The sequence below is a fragment of the Spirillospora sp. NPDC049024 genome (assembly GCF_040649235.1).
In the GTDB taxonomy this organism is placed as follows: Bacteria; Actinomycetota; Actinomycetes; order Streptosporangiales; family Streptosporangiaceae; genus Spirillospora.
The window spans coordinates 84,392-100,650 of record NZ_JBEZFD010000026.1 but is presented as its reverse complement, the minus strand read 5'-3'; the positions used below and the strand labels follow the sequence as shown (position 1 = coordinate 100,650).

Genomic DNA, 16,259 nt, shown 5'->3' with positions numbered 1-16,259 from the left:
GGACGAAGCTATTTCCGCGCCGCTCCCCCGCCCATGCGGCGGACCACCGGATACCGCCGCCCGCACCGCACCCCGTCCCCTGCGGAAAACCTCAAACGCCAGGCCGCCGGCTTCGCGGAGCGGCCCGGGGCGCTCGTTCAGCGGTCGGTGACGATGAGCAGGCGGGGGCTCTGGTTCAGGCGGCGGGCTCCGACGTCGGTGCAGACGACGACGTCCTCGATCCGCGCGCCGTACAGTCCCGGAAGGTAGATGGCGGGCTGGATGGACATGGTCATGCCGGGCTCGATGACGGTCCGGTCCCCCGGCGACAGGTAGGGCGGTTCGAACTGGTCGAGGCCGACCCCGTGGCCCGTCCGGTGGGCGAAGAACGACCCGTACCCGCTGGCCGCGATGGCGTCGCGGCAGACCTCGTCGATCTCGGCGGCGGTGACACCGGGGCGCACCGCCTCGCAGGCGGCGCCGTGGACGGCGAGGACGACGGAGTACATGGCCTCGAAGTCCTCGGGCGGCTCGGCCACGACGAACATCCGGGCGATGTCGGAGCAGTAGTCCTCGTACCGTCCGCCGATGTTGACCAGGACCGCGTCGCCCGGGTTGATCGTCCGTTCGGTGGGCCGGTGGTAGGGGTCGGCGGAGTGCTCCCCCGCCGCGACGGTGACGAGCGTGACCTCGTCGTGGCCGGCCTCCAGCAGCAGCCGCCGCAGCAGCCGCGCCATCTCCCGTTCGGTGGCGCCGGACCAGCTCAGTTCGGCGGCCGACGCCACGGCCCGGTCGGCGGCGACGGCCGCGCGTTCCAGCGCCGCGATCTCGGCGCCGGACTTGCGCATCCGGAGCGCCGCGAGGAGCGGCTCGGCCGAGGCGAACAGGGTCTGCGGGCCGAGCCGCTCCTGGATGGACAGCAGTTCGTGCGCGAGCATCTGGGGGTCGACGGCGACCCGCGAGCCCACCGGGATGAGGGGCGAGGCATCGGGGACGTGCGCGGGCGGGCCGTCCGGCGTGATGACGAGGAAGCCGTGCCGTACCGAGCGGGCGAGGTACCGCAGGTTCGAGGAGGGGCGCAGGACGAGGACGTCCACCCCGTGCTCGACCATGCGGGCCCGCACCCGCTCCAGCCGGTCGTCGCTCATTCCGGCGCCGAGTCGTAGAGCCAGCAGGCGACCCCGCGTTCCTGCACCGGCTCCCGTCGCGAGCAGATCTCCATGGCGTGGGGGCAGCGCGGGTGGAACCGGCAGCCGGACGGCGGCGCCGCCGGGTCCGGCACGTCCCCGGGCAGCTCGGCGGGCAGCGTGCCCGCCCCGTCCGGCGCGGGGACCGCGGCGAGCAGGGCCCGGGTGTAGGGGTGGCGCGGGTCGGCCCAGACCTCGGCGGTGCGGCCGATCTCGACGATCCTGCCCAGGTACATGACCGCGATCCGGTCCGCGATCATCCGGACGACCGACAGGTCGTGGCTGATGAACAGCAGGCCCGCTCCCGACTCCACGGTCAGCGACCGCATCAGCCCCGCGACCTGCGCCTGGGCGGAGGCGTCCAGCGCGGAGATCGGCTCGTCGCCGATCAGCAGGGACGGCTGGGCGGCCAGCGCGCGGGCGATGGCGATGCGCTGCCGCTGCCCGCCGGAGAACTCGTGCGGGTAGCGGCCGGCCATGTCGGCCGACAGCCCGACCCGCTCCAGCAGCTCGCCCGGGTCCGGGCCGCCGCGCCGGCCGTCGGCGATCTGGCCGCCGATCCGGCGGCGCGGGTTCAGCGAGGCGAACGGGTCCTGGAACACCATCTGGATCCTGGTCAGCGCGGGATCGCGGCGGCGCAGGCCGAGCGGCGTGACCGGGCGGCCCTCGAACCCGATGGAGCCGCCGGACGGGCGGATGATGCCGCAGATGGCGCGGGCCAGCGTCGACTTTCCGCAGCCCGACTCGCCCACCAGGCCGACGACCTCTCCGGGCGCGACGGACAGGTCGACACCCGCCACCGCCCGCACCGGGGGCCGGTCCGGGCTGCGGTGGTCGACCACCAGGTTCTCGACGGACAGCAGCGGTGTGGCGGGCGCCGGCTCGGCGCCGTCCAGCAGTTTCATGAGGTGCTCCGCTCCGGCAGCGCGTCCAGCAGCGTTCGGGTGTACTGGTCGGCGGGCTCGCACATGACCTGCGCGCGCGGGCCGGTCTCGACCAGGAGGCCCGCCCGCATCACGCTGATCGTGTCGGCCACCGCGGACATGACGCCGAGGTCGTGGGTGACCAGCAGGACGGCGAGCCCGAGCTCGTCGCACAGGCCGCGCAGCAGGCGCAGCACGCCGGCCTGGACGGTCACGTCGAGCGCGGTGGTCGGCTCGTCCGCGATCAGGACCTTCGGGTCGCAGGCCAGCGCGATCGCGATCGCGATGCGCTGCCGCATCCCGCCGGAGAACTGGTGGGGGTATCTCCGGAGCGCGCCGCCGGGATCCGGGATGCGCACCCTGGCCAGCAGTTCGGCCGCGCGGCGGCGCGCCTCGGCCTTGTCCAGGTCCAGGTGGTGGCGCATGTGGTCGGTGAGCTGGCGGCCGACCGAGAGCATGGGGTGCAGGCTCGTCGACTGGTCCTGGAAGACCATGCCGATCTCGCTGCCGCGCAGCGCGTTCATCCTCTTGGGCGGGAGGGTCAGCAGATCGGTCCCGCCGAAGAGGATCCGCCCGCCGGTACGCGCGCCGTGCGGGAGCAGCCCCATGACGCCCAGCCCGGTCATGGTCTTGCCGGAGCCGCTCTCGCCCGCCAGCCCGTGGATCCGGCCCGGTTCCAGCGCCAGGTCGATCCCCTGGATGATCTGCCGTCCGCCCAGCTCGACGGTGAGCCGCTCGATGTTCAGCACGGTGTCCGGCCCGCTTTCCGGCCCGGTGTTCGGCACGGTCACAGCGCCCGCTCCTTGATCGCCCGTGCGGTCCGCGGGTCGAGCGCGTCGCGCATCGTGTCACCGAGGAAGTTGAAGGCCAGCACCACCGTCAGGATGGCCAGGCCGGGGAACACGCCGACCCACCACTTGTCGAACACGTGCGTGGCCGACGCCACCATGGAGCCCCATTCGGCGGTGGGCGGCTTGGCGCCGAGGCCCAGGAACGACAGTCCCGACAGCAGCAGGAGCTGGGTGCCGATGTCGAGGGTGGCCAGCACCAGGACCGGGCCGGTCACGTTCGGGAGCACGTCGGTGCGCAGCGAGCGCCACGCGGAGAACCCGAGGAGCCGCCCGCTGATCACGAACTCGCGGGACCGGATGCCGAGCACCAGGCCGCGGGTGACCCGGGCGTAGGCGGGCCAGGAGACGACGAGCACGGCGAGCACCGCGTTGCGGAGGCTGGCGCCGAGCGAGGCTGCCACGGCCATCGCGAGGATGACGGTCGGGAACGCGAACACCAGGTCCGCCACCCGCATGATCGTCTCGTCCAGCCAGCGGCCGAAGTAGCCCGCGCAGGCCCCCAGCAGCCCGCCGATGACGACGGACATCACGACCAGCAGCATGGTGAGCGGGATGGACAGGCGCGCGCCGTACAGCACCCGGCTGAGGACGTCGCGGCCGAGTTCGTCCGTGCCGAACCAGTGCGCCCCGCTCGGCGCCTGGAGCCGCGGGAACGCCTGGCTCAGCGGGTCGTGCGGCGCGAGCAGCGGCGCGGCGAGCACCACGACCAGCCATGCCGCCGCGATGGCGAGGCCGACGACGGCGAGCGGCTTGCGCCATGCCTCCGGCACCCTGCGGCTCACGTGTGCCTCACTCTTGGGTCGATGACGCCGTACAGCATGTCCACCACCAGGTTGACCACCACGTAGATCACGCCCACCACGAGCCCGACGCCCATCACCGCGGGCAGGTCGAGCGTGGTGGCGCTCTTGTACGCGTACTCGCCGACGCCCGGCCAGGCGTAGATCGCCTCGACCAGCACGGTGCCGGACAGCAGGCTGCCGAAGGCCAGCCCCGCCACCGTGATGACCGGTACCAGCGCGGCGCGCAGCGTGTACCGGAAGAGGACGGCGCGGCCGGGCAGGCCCTTGGCCCTGGCGGCCCGCACGTAGTCCTGGCCGAGCACCTCCAGGACGGCCGACCGCGTGAACCTGGTGAGCAGGCCGATCGTGTACGTGGCGAGCACGAGCGCGGGCAGCACGAGATGGCCGACGGCGCTGGCGAAGACGTCCCACTGGCCGGCGAGCGCCGCGTCCACCGTGTAGAGGCCGGTGGTGTGCGGCGGAGGCGCCATGGCCGGGGAGAGCCTGCCGGAGCCCGGCGCCAGCCCGAACTTGTAGAAGAAGAGGTAGAAGGCCAGCAGCGCCAGCCAGAACGTCGGCACCGAGACGCCGGCCAGGCTGGTCACCCGCAGGAACTGGTCCACGAACCGGTCCCGGCGCAGCGCCGCGATCACGCCGAACGCCACGCCGACCAGCAGCGACACCAGCAGCGCCGTGCCGGCCAGCTCGAACGTCGCGGGCACGAACTCCCGCAGGTCGTCGGCGACCGGCCGGTGGCTCTGCTGCGACTCGCCCAGGTCCCCGCGGACCAGGTTGCCCATGTAGGTCGCGTACTGGACGGGCAGCGGCTTGTCGAGGCCGTGCTGCTCCCGGAACTGCTGGACGATCGCCGGGTTGCCGAGCGCCTGCTGGCCCAGGTTCGCGGTGGCCGGGTCACCGGGCACCATGTTGGTCAGGATGAAGGTGACGAGGGTGACCCCGACGGCCAGCAGTACGGAGACCGCCAGCCGCCGGGTCAGGAACCGCATCAGCGGATGCCGCGACCACCACCGGGCGCCGGGTGGCCGGCGGCCCTTGAGCGTCCGCTCGTCCGACGGGTGTGGGGACTTCATTTGCTGCCGAGCGCCGCGATCTCGAAGGTCCACACGGGGTTGACCGCCAGGCCGGTCAGCGATCCGGCGGTGACCAGGCGCTGGCTCGGCTGCATCAGCGGCACGATCGGGCCGCGCGCGTTGAGCTCGGTCTGGATCTGGTGGTACTGGGCGAACCGGTCATCGCCGATGGTGGTCGCGGCCTTGGCTCCCGCGTCCTCCAGGGCCTTGTCCGCGCCCTTCTTCCAGCCCGCGCGCTCGCCGATCAGGCCGCCGGGCAGGAAGGCGAGGTAGTTGCTGGCGTCCGGGTAGTCCGGGCTCCACCACCACAGGCCCATCTCCTCCTTGCCGTCGCGGTAGCTCTCCAGCGCGGTCGCGATCGGCGCGGGGGCGAGGTCGACGGTGATGCCGACCTCCTTCAGGTTGGCCTGGACGCGCTCGGCCAGCGGCTGGAAGGACAGGCCGTTGAGCGTGAAGTCGCTGGGGTACTCCAGCTTGACCCGGGGGTTCGTGATCCCGCCGGCGGCGAGCGCCGCCTTGGCGCCGGCGACGTCGCGCTTGGGCGCCTGCTCCGCCGGCAGCGAGCCGTTGATCATGGACGGCACGATGCCGGCCGCCTGCACCGAGCCCTCGCCGGCGAGTTCCAGCAGCCCGGCGTAGTCGACGCCCTTGCTGACGGCCTCGGCGAACCGGGGGTTGGACGTGGTCTTGCTGACGGCCGGGTTCCGGTTGGTCAGCAGGAAGAACACGTTGGCGGACGCGCCCTTGACGATCTGGTTGCCGCCGCCGATGCCCTGGGCCTGGTCGGCCGTCAGGTCCACCGCGATCTGGCTGTCCCCGCGCTGCACGTTCAGCTTCTGGGTCTGCGACTGGACGTTGCGCACCACGACCCGCTTGTAGACGGGCTTGGTGGCGCCCCAGTACTTGGGGTTGGCCTTGAGCACGACCTGCGTGGCCGCGTTGAAGGACTCCAGCATGTACGGGCCGGATCCGGCCGACTGGCCGTTCAGGTACTTCTCCGCCTTGTCGTCGGGGCCGGCGGCGCCGCCGTTGGCCTTGACGACCTTGGAGTTGACGATGCCGAGCGCCGGGTTCGGCAGGATGAACGGCAGCGACGGGTTGGGCTTGGCCGACACCAGGGTGATGGTCTTGTCGTCGGTCTTCTCGACCTTCACGCCATCGAGCAGGAACGACGGGTTGCCCTTGAGGTCGCGGACCCGGTCGAGCGAGAACACCACGTCGTCGGCGGTGACGGGGCTGCCGTCGGAGAAGACGGCGTCCTGGCGCAGCTTGAGGGTGAGCTTCTTGCCGTCCTTGGACAGCTCGTACGACTCCGCCAGCGCCGGCACCGGCTTGCTGACGTCGGAGCCCTTGAAGCTCAGCAGGGTGTCGTAGAGGGCCCGGTCGATGAGCAGGCCGGTCTGCTCGTACATCCGGCCCGGGTCCACGGTCTTGAGGTTGAACGAGGTGTCGATGACCAGGGCCTTGCCGCCCCCGGACGAGGACGCCTCGTCCCCGCCCGAGCAGGCGGTCAGGCTGAGTGCTGCGGCCACGAGGACGGACAACGCCGCCCGCCGTGTGGTTCCACTCGTGATCGGCATCGCGGCCTCCGGGGGTCCGTCAGGTCAGTTCTCTGCGTCTGGACGACGATGTCCGATAGTGCGAGACTTCCGGCTGAACGTCTATGCAGCCAGCGAAAGTCAAGACGAAGCCGAAGAAGGAAACGAATTCATGGCCAGAGCGTCCCAAGGACCGCCCAATAGGGGGCCCGAGCCTGGACAGATCCGCGCCGAGCTGGACTCGATCAACCTCAAGATGCTGGAGGTCCTGCGCCAGGACGGCCGGATCTCCATCGCGGCCCTCGCCCAGCAGGTCGGGATCTCCCGGGCCAACGCCTACATGCGCTTCGAGGCGCTCCGCACCAGCGGCGTGATCAGCCGGTTCACCGTGCAGGTCGACCCCGTCCGCACCGGCCTCGGCATCTGCGCGCTGATCTTCGTCACCGTCCGGCAGCAGATGTGGCCGCAGTTCCGCGCCCAGCTCGCGCTGATGCCCGAGGTCGAGTACTGCGCGATCACCACCGGCCAGCACGACGCGATGATCCAGGTCCGGGCCACCGACGTGGCGGCCGTGCACCGCCTCGTCTCCGAGCGCCTGGCCGGCATCCCGGCCGTGAAGGCGACCGAGACGGTGCTCATCCTCGACGAGGTGATCCGCCGCCCGTTCGTGCTGACGTCCGACTCCGCCCCGGCGAAGGCCGAGGCGGAGCCCGGCCCCGCCCCGGTCACCATGGGACGGATGCGCTTCATCCGCGCGGGCGCGGGGCGGGCCGACCTCAAAGACCTCCCCGAATGATCTCCTCGCAGACGCTGACCTGGGGCGTGTCGTCCCCCTCGAACCGGAACTCCTCCACCAGCCGGATCCGGCCGTCCTGGAGGAGTTCGATCCGGTTCGTGCTGGATCCGGCGACCGGATCCGCATCCCGCTTGGTCAGATGCACGTAGTTCAGCCGGACCTCGGCCCCGCGCCGGGCCCCCACGAACCGGCCGTGGACCACGGTGTCGCCTTCGTAGCTGCCCCACACCACGCCGTCGGCCTCCGTGTAGGCGAACCGTGTGGGCGCGGCGGGGTCCACCCGGCTCGCGGTCGAGCTGACCATCGCGAACCGGCGGCCGTCCAGATTGAAAAGATCATTCGCGTTCACGGGTGTCATGGTGCCGGGTTCCGCGCCGCGCGCAATCGCGCCTGAACGCATCGTCGCGGAACCGCCCGCCTCCTGGACGATCCGTCCGCGATACGCGACCCGCACACCAATCCGTCTCGAACCGCCCGTATCGTAGTGCCGGGCATGCGGGCTCCTCCGGTTCTAGGGGCGGGGAGCGGTCAACGTGCGAAGGACGCGGTCGGCGTGCGTCCAGAGAACGGCGCCGCCGATCCCTTCTACGACGTGGCGCCGTGCGCGGGGGATCCGTGTCGCGAGTGTGGCGCCGTTGTCCGGTGAATGGGTGGTGTCCTGCTCTCCGTACCAGAGGTCGACGGGGACGTCGATGGCGGCGAGGTCGAAGGGCCAGCGGCTCATGGCGAGGACGGTGTCGCGGGCGTAGCCGTCCGGGCCCTGCGCGAAGGCCTCGTCCAGTGCGCGCCGGTAGGCCGCGGCGAAGGCCGGTTCGCCGTACACGCGCAGGTCCGACTCGGGGCTCCCGTTCATCACCATCGTCCACATCGCGTCGGCGCTGAATCCGCGGAAGAACTCCTCGGCGCCGTGCGGGTCGGCGGCCACCCGGTCGACGAGTCCGCGCAGCTCGTCCGGCAGCGCGGTCGCGAACTCGGGGGCGGCGACCTCGTCCGCGCCGGAGACGACGGCCACGGCGGACGCGAGGCCCGCGACGGCGCAGGCCAGCGCGAACGGTGCGCCTTGCGAGTTCCCCACCACGGCGGGACGTTCCAGGCCGCGCAGCGCGAAGAAGGCGCTCATGTCGCTCGTGAAGTCGGCGAACGTCCTGCAGGGCGAGGGCGACGAGGCGCCGAGGCCGGGACGGTCCACCGAGACGAGGCGCACTCCGAGGGGACGCACGGCGCCCGCGCCGAAGCCGAGCCGCCTGCTCGTGGCCGCTCCGGGGCAGAGCAGGACGGGCGTTCCGTCCTCCGGGCCCCACTCGGCCCAGCCGAGCAGCCGGCCGTCCGGCAGCGTGGTCTCCCCGATCCGCTCGGGGTCCGCGACGAACATCATGATCCACATGATGGCCCGCACCGGCCGGGGCCGGCCGTCCGGGTGTGGCGAATTGATCAACATCGTCCGGGGTTCGCCCCTAGACTCGGGCGGTCGGGTACCCGGACAGGGAGGTCCGTTTCCGTGAGCGGTGAGCACCATCCGGAGTGGGTGATCGATCCCCATACCCCCAGCGTGGCCCGAATGTACGACTACTACCTCGGCGGCAAGGACAACTTCGCCGCGGACCGCGAGGCCGCCGACCAGGTGGTGGCCGCGATGCCGAACGTGCTGGAGTTCACCCGCGCCAACCGCAGGCTGCTGTCGCGGGCCGTGACGATGATGGCCGAGCGCGGCATCCGGCAGTTCCTCGACATCGGCTCCGGGCTGCCGACCCAGGAGAACGTGCACCAGGTGGCCCAGCGCGCCGCTCCCGGCTCCAGCGTCATCTACGTCGACAACGACCCGATCGTGCTCACGCACGCGCGGGCGCTGCTGGCCGACAACCCGCTGACGACGGTCATCCAGGCCGACTTACGGGACCCGGAGAGCATCCTGGACGATCCCGAGGTCAAGGCCCGGATCGACTTCGACCGGCCGGTGGGGCTCCTGCTGCTGGCCATCCTGCACTTCATCCCGGACGAGGCGCGTCCGGCTGAGATCGTGGCGAGGCTCCGCGCGCCGCTGGCCCCCGGCAGCCACCTGGCCATCACGCACGGCCACCGCGGCCACATCCCCGCGCAGGTCGAGGAGCAGGTGCGGGGCGCGTACGGCAGGACCGGAGCGGGCGACATCATCCCGCGCGGGATCGACGAGGTCATGACGTTCTTCGCGGGCACCGAGCTGGTCGGTCCCGGCCTGGTCCAGGTGGCCGACTGGCGGCCGGACGCCGAGCCGGCCACGCCCGACATGTCGCGGCCGGGCTTTCTCGCCGGGGTCGGAAGGGTGATCTGATGCTGCCAGTGGACCTGCTGTTCAGCCGGGCGTTCAGCGAGGACCCGTACGCCGTGTACGACGAGCTGCGCGCCTCCGGGCCCGTCCATCCGATCGACTTCCCTCCCGGCGCCACCGCCTTCCTCGTGGTCGACCACGAGCACGGCCGGGCGGCCCTGACCGATCCGCGCCTGTCCAAGGACAGCTCGTACAGCACCGTGCCCGTGAACGCCGAGCTGTTCTTCGGCGGCACGATGCTCGCCATGGACCCGCCCGACCACACCCGGATGCGCGGGCTGGTGGCGAAGGCGTTCACCGGCCGGCGGGTCGAGCGGCTGCGCCCCCGCGTCCAGGAGATCGCCGACGGGCTGCTGGACGGCATCGCGGCCCGCGGCGGGGCCGACCTGATCGAGGAGCTGGCCGTCCCGCTGCCGATCCGGGTCATCTGCGAACTGCTCGGCGTCCCGGCGTCCGACCGGGCCCGGTTCCGCGAGTGGACGGCCGTGCTGACCGTGCCCGCGCTGACCGCCGAGGCCCGCGAGCGCCGCCGCGAGGCGGCCCGCGCGTTCAACGACTACCTGCTCGCGGTCATCGCCGAGCGGCGGGCCCGTCCCGAGGACGACCTGGTCAGCGGTCTGATCACCGCGCGCGACGGGGGGTCCGCCCTCACCGAGGCCGAGATGCTCGGGACCGTCGCGCTGCTGCTCATCGCCGGGCACGAGACCACGGTCAACCTCATCGGCAACGGGGTGCTCGCCCTGCTCCGGAACCCGGGCCAGCTCGAACTGCTCCGGACGCGGCCCGAGCTGCTGCCGTCCGCGGTCGAGGAGCTGCTGCGGTTCGACGGCCCGGTGGAGCGTGCGAGCCAGCGCATCGCCCTGGAGGACATGGAGATCGCCGGGACGCCGATCCCCAAGGGCGCCTGGGTGCACGTCTCGCTCGGCGCCGCGGACCGGGACCCGGCGGTGTTCGAGTCCCCCGACCGGCTGGACGTGACGCGCGCTCCCAAGGGGCACGTCGCCTTCGGGCACGGGCCGCACTTCTGCCTCGGCGCCCCGCTGGCCCGGCTGGAAGGGCAGATCGCCATCGGCGGACTGCTGGACCGCTTCCCCGACCTCGCCCTCGCGGTCCCGGCCGACGAGCTGCGCCACCACCGCACCGGCTCGATCGTCCGCGGCCTCGTCTCCCTTCCCGTCCGCGTCTGAGCACCCGCTTGGACCTGACCACCGGCCGCGCGGCGGTGGTCAGCCGTCGAGTCGGCGGTCGTGGCGGTGGGCGGCGTAGAAGTCCGCCTGGCGGGCCATGATGTCGCGCATCGAGGAGCCGCGCGGGACGCCGTAGACGGTGCCGGGGAAGTCCAGGGCGCGCTGCTCCTCCCAGAGGTCGTCGTGCCGGTCCGGGGAGAAGAGTTCGGCGGGGTCACCGGCCGCCACCCAACCGATCGGGACGACCGTGTCCGGACGCAGCCGCGAGTTCACGTGCAGGACGCTGTTGATGCGCAGCTCCGAGCGCGTTCCGGCGACCGGGCCCGGGAAGAGGGACGCGCCGGTCGCCACGAAGACCTCGTCCTCGACGATCGCGCCGTTGACGTGCGCGTGCGGTCCGACCAGCACGGCGTCGCCGAGGACCGCCGGAAGACCGGCCCGGCCGCGGACCAGCGCGTTCTCCATGACCACGACGTTCGCGCCGGTACGCACGGTGCCGTCCTCGGCGGTGAGGACCGCGCCGTGCAGGATGCGGGCCCCCTCCCCCAGGGCGACGTCTCCGCACAGGACGGCTGAGGGAGCCACGTACGCCGACTCGGGAACGACCGGGCGCTTTCCTCGGTGCTCAAGCAGCATGTCCGAATCGTGGGCCGCGATCTATGCTCGAAGCGGCGGCAGGACCGGCGGGTGCGGCGCGACGGGCGGTGGCTGCGTGGTGAAGCGGCGTCATGGTGACGGCGGCGGGATGGCCGGGCGCCTCCTGCGCCGGCGGTGGTTCTGGCCGGCGGTCGCGGCCGCGGCGGTCCTGCTGGTCTCCGGGTTCGTGCTGGTCGAGCCCAGGGCGGCCGGCGACGGGTCGCTGCGGGTGATGACGTACAACCTGCGCGGCGTGAACGACCCGCCGCCCCGCGACTGGAAGACCCGGCTGCCGCTGGTCAGGCGCCTGCTGCGGGAGCACGACCCGGATCTGCTGGGAGTGCAGGAGGCGCGCTGGTACCAGGTGCGCGACCTCCTGCGGACCCTGCCGGAGTACGGCTGGATCGGTCTCGGCAGCCAGGGCGGCACCCGCGACCAGTTCCTGGCGATCTTCTACCGCGCGGAGCGGTTCGAGGTGCTGGACTTCGACCACTTCTGGCTGTCCGACACCCCGTCGGTGATCGGCTCGGCCACCTGGGGCAACCGGTACGTCCGGATGGTGACGTGGGCGAAGTTCCGCGACCGCCGCACCGGCACGGTGTTCTACCAGGCCAACACGCATCTGGACAACATGTCGGCGGGCTCGCGGGAGAAGAGCGCCCGGCTGATCCTCGACCGCGTCCGCGGTTTCCAGGCGGGCGCGCCGGTCGTCCTCACGGGCGACTTCAACGACACGGCCGGGGCGTCCCCGGCGTACTCGATCCTCACCGGGCCGGGCGCGTTCCGCGACACCTGGACGGCCGCCGACCGGCACGGGCCGCAGTACCGGACCGAGAACCACTGGGAGCCGCCGGAGCCGGGCGGCAGGCGCATCGACTGGATCCTGGTGCGGGGCCGGATCAGGACGGCGTGGGCCGAGATCGACCCCTACCGCTCCGGCGGGCTCTACCCGTCCGACCACGATCCCGTGCTCGCCCGGCTCGCCTTCCGGACCTGACCGGGACGGCGCCATGGCCTCAAGCGGACGGGTGCGGCGCACGCGCCGCGAGGCGTCCCGAGAGGAGAATGTCGGCCACACGAACCGATGGGGGAAAGCCGTGATCGCGAGAGTGGCCGTGTGGGAGCCCATGCCGGACGACGAGCGGGACTGGGTGCTGGAGGCGGCGGCCGAGGTCCCCGGCGTCCGGGGCGCCTACCATCTGGTCGACCCGGCGACCGGGAACGGGCTGGCGGTCGCCTTCTTCGACGACGAGGCCGCCGCCGACGCGGCGGGTGCGGCGATCGCCCGGCGCGCCGCGGCGATCGGCTGGCACGACACGCCCCGTCCGGCTCCCGCGAGCCAGACGATGTACGAGGTGATCCGGCACATCGCGGGCTGAACCGCCCGGGACGGCGAACGGCCGGGCCCCGCGCGGGCCCGGCCGTTCGGCGGTGTCGCGGTCGTTCAGTGGCGGGGGGTCAGGCGAGGCCGGACTTCTTCAGCCACTCCTCGGCGACCTTCTCCTGGTCGTCCTTGTCGATGGCGACGCGCTTCATCATGTCGAGGAGGTCCTGGGTGGTGAGCTTGGCGGAGACGGCGTTCAGCGCCGCCTTGGCCTTGTCGTCCACCGCGGACTTGTTCACCAGCGGCGTGACGTTCTGGGCGGAGAAGACGTTCTCCGGGTCCTCCAGCACGACGAGCTTGTTCTGCTGGATCGTCGGGTCGGTGGTGAACAGGTCGGCGGCCTGGACCTTGTTCTCGGTGAGCAGCTTCACCAGGGTGGCCTGGGCGCCGGCGTCGAACGGCTGGAACTTCTTGAACTCCAGGCCGTAGGTCTTCTTGAGGCCGACAAGGCCCTGCTGGCGGGTCTTGAACTCCGACGGCCCCGCGATGACCAGGTCCTTGGCGACCGGCTTGAGGTCGGCGATGGACTTCAGCTTGTACTTGGCGGCCGTCTGCGGGTTGACGGTGACGGAGTCCTTGTCCTCGGCCTGCGCGGAGTCCAGGATCTCGACGCCGGCGGGCAGCTTGGCCTTGAGAGCGGCGTTGATCTCGTCGGTGGTGGCGGCGGTGCTGGACTTGTCGACCGAGGTGGTGAGCAGGGCGCCGTTGTACTCGGGCATCACGCTGATGCCGCCCTTGACGACCTGGTCGTAGTAGATCTCGCGGGCGCCGATGTTGAACTTGCGGGTGACCTTGACGCCCTTGGCCTCCAGCGCCTGCGCGTACAGCTCGCCGAGGAGGTTGCTCTCGGGGAAGTTCGCGCCGCCGACGGTGACGGTGCCGTTCCCGCCGCCGCCGGAGAGCGGGTTCTTGTCGTCGCCGGAGTCCCCGCTTCCGCAGGCGGACAGCGACAGGGCGGCCACGAGGCCGACGACCGCGCCCCTGATGATTCTGTTCATGGTGCTCTTCCTTCGGTTTTCAGGAGGATCGGGCGGAGCCGAGCAGGCCCGGTGAGACGAGGAGGCGGCGCAGCGCCGCGAAGGCCGCCTGGACGATCAGCGCGAGCAGCACCACCAGGACGGTGCCCCCGACGACGAGCTGGTAGTCGTTGCGGGCCAGGCCGTCGATGATGTAGCGGCCGAGGCCGCCGAAGCCCGGGTAGGCGGCGATGGTGGCGGTGGCGACGACCTGGATCGCGGACGTGCGCAGTCCGAGCAGGATGAGGGGCAGCGCCATCGGCAGCTCGACCCGCCACAGCACGCCCCAGCCGGTCATGCCCATGCCGCTCGCCGCGTCCTTGGCGTCGGCGTCGACGCCGCGGATCCCCTCGAAGGTGTTGACGAGGATCGGCGGGACGGCGAGCGCCACCAGGGCGACGAGCACCGGGGTGATGCTGTACTCGATCACCACGACGATCAGCACCAGGCCGAAGGTGGGGACGGCGCGGGCGACGTTCGCCAGGCTGATGGCGAGGAACCCGCCGCGGCCGGTGTGCCCGACGAGCAGCCCGAGCGCGAGGCCGATGACCGCGGCGCACACCAGCGCCACGCCGCTGTAGTAGACGTGCTGGAGCAGCCGGTGCGGGATGCCGTCGCCGCCGTGCCACTGGGAGGACGTGGTGAGCCACGTCCAGAACAGGTCGATCTGGTTCCACAGCTCGTTCATGAGGTCATCCGGGCTCGGGCCCACGGGGTGAGCAGGCGTTGGACGGTGACCAGGATCGCGTCGGTGACCAGGGCCAGCAGGACGATCAGGACGGTGGCGGCCACGATCTGCGTCTGGAACTGGAGCTGGTAGCCGCGGATGATGTCGTAGCCGAGGCCGCCCTGGCCGATCAGCTGGCCGACGGCGACGAGGCTGATGGAGGAGACGGCGGCGACGCGCGTCCCGGCGATGACGATGGGCACGGCGATCGGCAGCTCCACCTGGAGCAGGCGCCGCAGCGGGCCGAAGCCCATCGCGGTGGCCGCCTGCCGGACGGGCTCGGACACCGACGCCAGCCCGTCCACCACGTTCGGGACGAGCACCGACAGGCTGTACAGGGTCAGCGGGATCATGACCGTGGACGCCGTCAGGCCGGTGTACTGGATGAAGACCATGAACAGCGCCAGCGACGGGATCGCGTAGAAGATGTTCGAGATCGTCAGCGCGGGCGGGTAGAGCCAGCGCCAGCGGCGGCACATCATGCCGACCGGCAGCGAGATGAGCAGGCCGAACAGCACCGGCAGCAGGGCGAGCCGCAGGTGGATGAGGGCGTGCTCGGACAGCGTGTCGGTGTGCTCGCCGATCCAGCCCCAGTCGATGTCCATCAGCCGGCGCCTCCGGCGTCGGCCCCTTCCGGATCCGCCTCTTCCGGACCGCCCGCTGCTCCGGCGGGGGTTCCGGCGGGGGCGGCGGCGCCGTCGCGGCCGTGGGTGGGCACGGCCAGCAGGTCGGTCCCGCTCGCCGTCCCGACGACGGCGCCGGTCTCGTCGACGCCGACCGCCAGCCCGGACGGGGACAGGACGGCCGCGTCCAGCGCGGTCCGCACGGAGTCGCCGCCGACCCGGAACGTCGGGCCGACCGGGCTGAGCTTCGCCTTGCCGAGCGGCCCGCTCGCCTGCGCCGGGCGGGTCCAGCCGAGGGGGCGGCGGTCGTCGTCGACGACGAGCACCCAGTCCGTTCCGGCGGCGTCCGCCGCGGCGGCGCTCGCCGGGCGGATCGCGGCGTCGCTCAGCCTGAGGCCGCCCGTCTCGGCGAACGACAGGGTGCGGATGCCGCGGTTCTGGCCGATGAACCCGGCGACGAAGTCGTCGGCCGGGTGGGCGAGGAGGTTCTCGGGGCTGTCGATCTGGACGAGCCTGCCGCCGGTCTGGAACACCGCGATCCGGTCGCCGAGCTTGATGGCCTCGTCGATGTCGTGGGTGACGAACACGATCGTCTTGTGCAGTTCCTCCTGGAGGCGGAGGAACTCGTCCTGCAGCTCGGCGCGGACGACCGGGTCGACGGCGCTGAACGGCTCGTCCATCAGCATGATCGGCGGGTCGGCGGCGAGCGCCCGCGCGACGCCGACGCGCTGCTGCTGGCCGCCGGAGAGCTGGAACGGGTACCGCTTGCCCATCGCCGGGTCGAGCCCGACCCGCTCCATCAGCTCCAGCGCCCGCGCCCGAGCCTTCTTCTTGTTCCAGGACAGCAGGTACGGGACGGTGGCGATGTTGTCGAGGATGGTGCGGTGCGGGAACAGCCCGGCGTGCTGGATCACGTAGCCGATGCCGCGCCGCAGCTCGGCGGGCTTGCGCTCGCGGACGTCCGCCCCGTCGATCAGCACGCGCCCGGACGTCGGCTCCACCATCCGGTTGATGGTCCGCAGTGCGGTGGTCTTGCCGCCGCCGGACGTGCCGACGAACACGGTGATGCGGCCCGCGGGGCAGTCGAGGCTCACGTCGTCGAGCGCGACGGTGCCCCCGGGATAGCGCTTGGTGACGCCCTCAAAGGTGATCAACGAATCACGTCCTCGCCGGGCGTCCCCCGTGACGCCGATGATCGATTCCGACTGGTTCCCCACCGCGAACCGTGGGTAAC

Annotated in this window: 18 protein-coding genes; 5 read left to right on the top strand and 13 right to left on the bottom strand. The window is 72.0% G+C overall.

The annotated features are described in order from the left end of the window. Window positions 1-137: 137 nt before the first annotated feature. Genes AB0C21_RS36195 through AB0C21_RS36170 form a run of 6 tightly spaced genes read right to left on the bottom strand, consistent with a single transcriptional unit; the run spans window position 138 to window position 6,393 of the window. Entirely contained in the window at window positions 138-1,127 is a 990-nt protein-coding gene (locus tag AB0C21_RS36195) for a M24 family metallopeptidase (protein WP_500210430.1), read from the bottom strand. After that, on the bottom strand, window positions 1,124-2,071 hold the full coding sequence (locus AB0C21_RS36190) for an oligopeptide/dipeptide ABC transporter ATP-binding protein (RefSeq protein WP_149264095.1): 948 nt from the start codon (window positions 2,069-2,071) through the stop codon (window positions 1,124-1,126). The genes AB0C21_RS36195 and AB0C21_RS36190 overlap by 4 nt, the downstream gene beginning before the upstream one ends. Next, a complete protein-coding gene (locus tag AB0C21_RS36185; protein ID WP_500210428.1) occupies window positions 2,068-2,880 on the bottom strand; it encodes an ABC transporter ATP-binding protein in 813 nt (270 codons plus the stop codon). Before AB0C21_RS36185 ends, AB0C21_RS36190 begins: the two co-directional genes overlap by 4 nt. Beyond that, window positions 2,877-3,722 (bottom strand): ABC transporter permease, encoded by an 846-nt coding sequence (locus AB0C21_RS36180; protein WP_149264096.1) that lies wholly within the window; start codon window positions 3,720-3,722, stop codon window positions 2,877-2,879. Before AB0C21_RS36180 ends, AB0C21_RS36185 begins: the two co-directional genes overlap by 4 nt. After that, window positions 3,719-4,813, bottom strand: a complete 1,095-nt coding sequence (locus AB0C21_RS36175; RefSeq protein ID WP_500210426.1) for an ABC transporter permease — start codon at window positions 4,811-4,813, stop codon at window positions 3,719-3,721. The genes AB0C21_RS36180 and AB0C21_RS36175 overlap by 4 nt, the downstream gene beginning before the upstream one ends. Continuing rightward, the gene (locus AB0C21_RS36170) at window positions 4,810-6,393 is read right to left on the bottom strand and encodes an ABC transporter substrate-binding protein (protein ID WP_500210425.1); all 1,584 of its coding nucleotides are present in this window, start codon (window positions 6,391-6,393) and stop codon (window positions 4,810-4,812) included. Before AB0C21_RS36170 ends, AB0C21_RS36175 begins: the two co-directional genes overlap by 4 nt. Before the next feature lie 130 nt (window positions 6,394-6,523). Here AB0C21_RS36170 and AB0C21_RS36165 point away from each other — a divergent pair, with 130 nt between their 5' ends. Beyond that, window positions 6,524-7,147: an Lrp/AsnC family transcriptional regulator gene (locus AB0C21_RS36165; protein ID WP_353821233.1), complete on the top strand. Its 624-nt coding sequence runs from the start codon at window positions 6,524-6,526 to the stop codon at window positions 7,145-7,147. On the opposite strand, the gene AB0C21_RS36160 is transcribed toward AB0C21_RS36165, so the two are convergent. Both AB0C21_RS36160 and AB0C21_RS36155 read right to left on the bottom strand, forming a co-directional pair. After that, window positions 7,128-7,496, bottom strand: coding sequence for an avidin-fold protein (locus AB0C21_RS36160; protein ID WP_500210423.1), 369 nt, complete (start codon window positions 7,494-7,496; stop codon window positions 7,128-7,130). The genes AB0C21_RS36165 and AB0C21_RS36160 overlap by 20 nt on opposite strands. A gap of 162 nt (window positions 7,497-7,658) precedes the next feature. Beyond that, window positions 7,659-8,522, bottom strand: a complete 864-nt coding sequence (locus AB0C21_RS36155; protein WP_500210422.1) for an alpha/beta fold hydrolase — start codon at window positions 8,520-8,522, stop codon at window positions 7,659-7,661. Window positions 8,523-8,705: 183 nt separating this feature from the next. On the opposite strand from AB0C21_RS36155, the gene AB0C21_RS36150 reads away from it, so the two are divergent. Next, a complete protein-coding gene (locus AB0C21_RS36150; protein ID WP_500210421.1) occupies window positions 8,706-9,455 on the top strand; it encodes an SAM-dependent methyltransferase in 750 nt (249 codons plus the stop codon). Beyond that, complete coding sequence (locus tag AB0C21_RS36145; RefSeq protein WP_500210419.1) at window positions 9,455-10,639, top strand: cytochrome P450 family protein; 1,185 nt, start codon at window positions 9,455-9,457, stop codon at window positions 10,637-10,639. The genes AB0C21_RS36150 and AB0C21_RS36145 overlap by 1 nt, the downstream gene beginning before the upstream one ends. Before the next feature lie 39 nt (window positions 10,640-10,678). Here AB0C21_RS36145 and AB0C21_RS36140 read toward each other — a convergent pair whose 3' ends face one another. Beyond that, window positions 10,679-11,275 (bottom strand): gamma carbonic anhydrase family protein, encoded by a 597-nt coding sequence (locus tag AB0C21_RS36140; protein WP_500210417.1) that lies wholly within the window; start codon window positions 11,273-11,275, stop codon window positions 10,679-10,681. 76 nt (window positions 11,276-11,351) lie between these two features. Between AB0C21_RS36140 and AB0C21_RS36135 the strand changes: the two genes are divergently transcribed. After that, window positions 11,352-12,272: an endonuclease/exonuclease/phosphatase family protein gene (locus tag AB0C21_RS36135; RefSeq protein ID WP_500210416.1), complete on the top strand. Its 921-nt coding sequence runs from the start codon at window positions 11,352-11,354 to the stop codon at window positions 12,270-12,272. A gap of 100 nt (window positions 12,273-12,372) precedes the next feature. Continuing rightward, on the top strand, window positions 12,373-12,654 hold the full coding sequence (locus AB0C21_RS36130) for a hypothetical protein (RefSeq protein WP_500210414.1): 282 nt from the start codon (window positions 12,373-12,375) through the stop codon (window positions 12,652-12,654). A 79-nt stretch (window positions 12,655-12,733) separates the two neighbouring features. Here AB0C21_RS36130 and AB0C21_RS36125 read toward each other — a convergent pair whose 3' ends face one another. From AB0C21_RS36125 to AB0C21_RS36110, 4 genes are read right to left on the bottom strand one after another with little or no spacing between them, the layout of a single operon-like run. Then, window positions 12,734-13,657 carry an ABC transporter substrate-binding protein gene (locus AB0C21_RS36125; protein WP_500210413.1) on the bottom strand — a complete coding sequence of 308 codons (924 nt, stop codon included), beginning with the start codon at window positions 13,655-13,657 and terminating at the stop codon, window positions 12,734-12,736. 19 nt (window positions 13,658-13,676) lie between these two features. Continuing rightward, the gene (locus AB0C21_RS36120) at window positions 13,677-14,363 is read right to left on the bottom strand and encodes an ABC transporter permease (RefSeq protein ID WP_149264104.1); all 687 of its coding nucleotides are present in this window, start codon (window positions 14,361-14,363) and stop codon (window positions 13,677-13,679) included. Next, a complete protein-coding gene (locus tag AB0C21_RS36115) occupies window positions 14,360-15,007 on the bottom strand; it encodes an ABC transporter permease (protein WP_149264105.1) in 648 nt (215 codons plus the stop codon). The genes AB0C21_RS36120 and AB0C21_RS36115 overlap by 4 nt, the downstream gene beginning before the upstream one ends. After that, window positions 15,007-16,179 carry an ABC transporter ATP-binding protein gene (locus tag AB0C21_RS36110; protein WP_500210411.1) on the bottom strand — a complete coding sequence of 391 codons (1,173 nt, stop codon included), beginning with the start codon at window positions 16,177-16,179 and terminating at the stop codon, window positions 15,007-15,009. Before AB0C21_RS36110 ends, AB0C21_RS36115 begins: the two co-directional genes overlap by 1 nt. Between the last annotated feature and the right edge of the window lie 80 nt (window positions 16,180-16,259).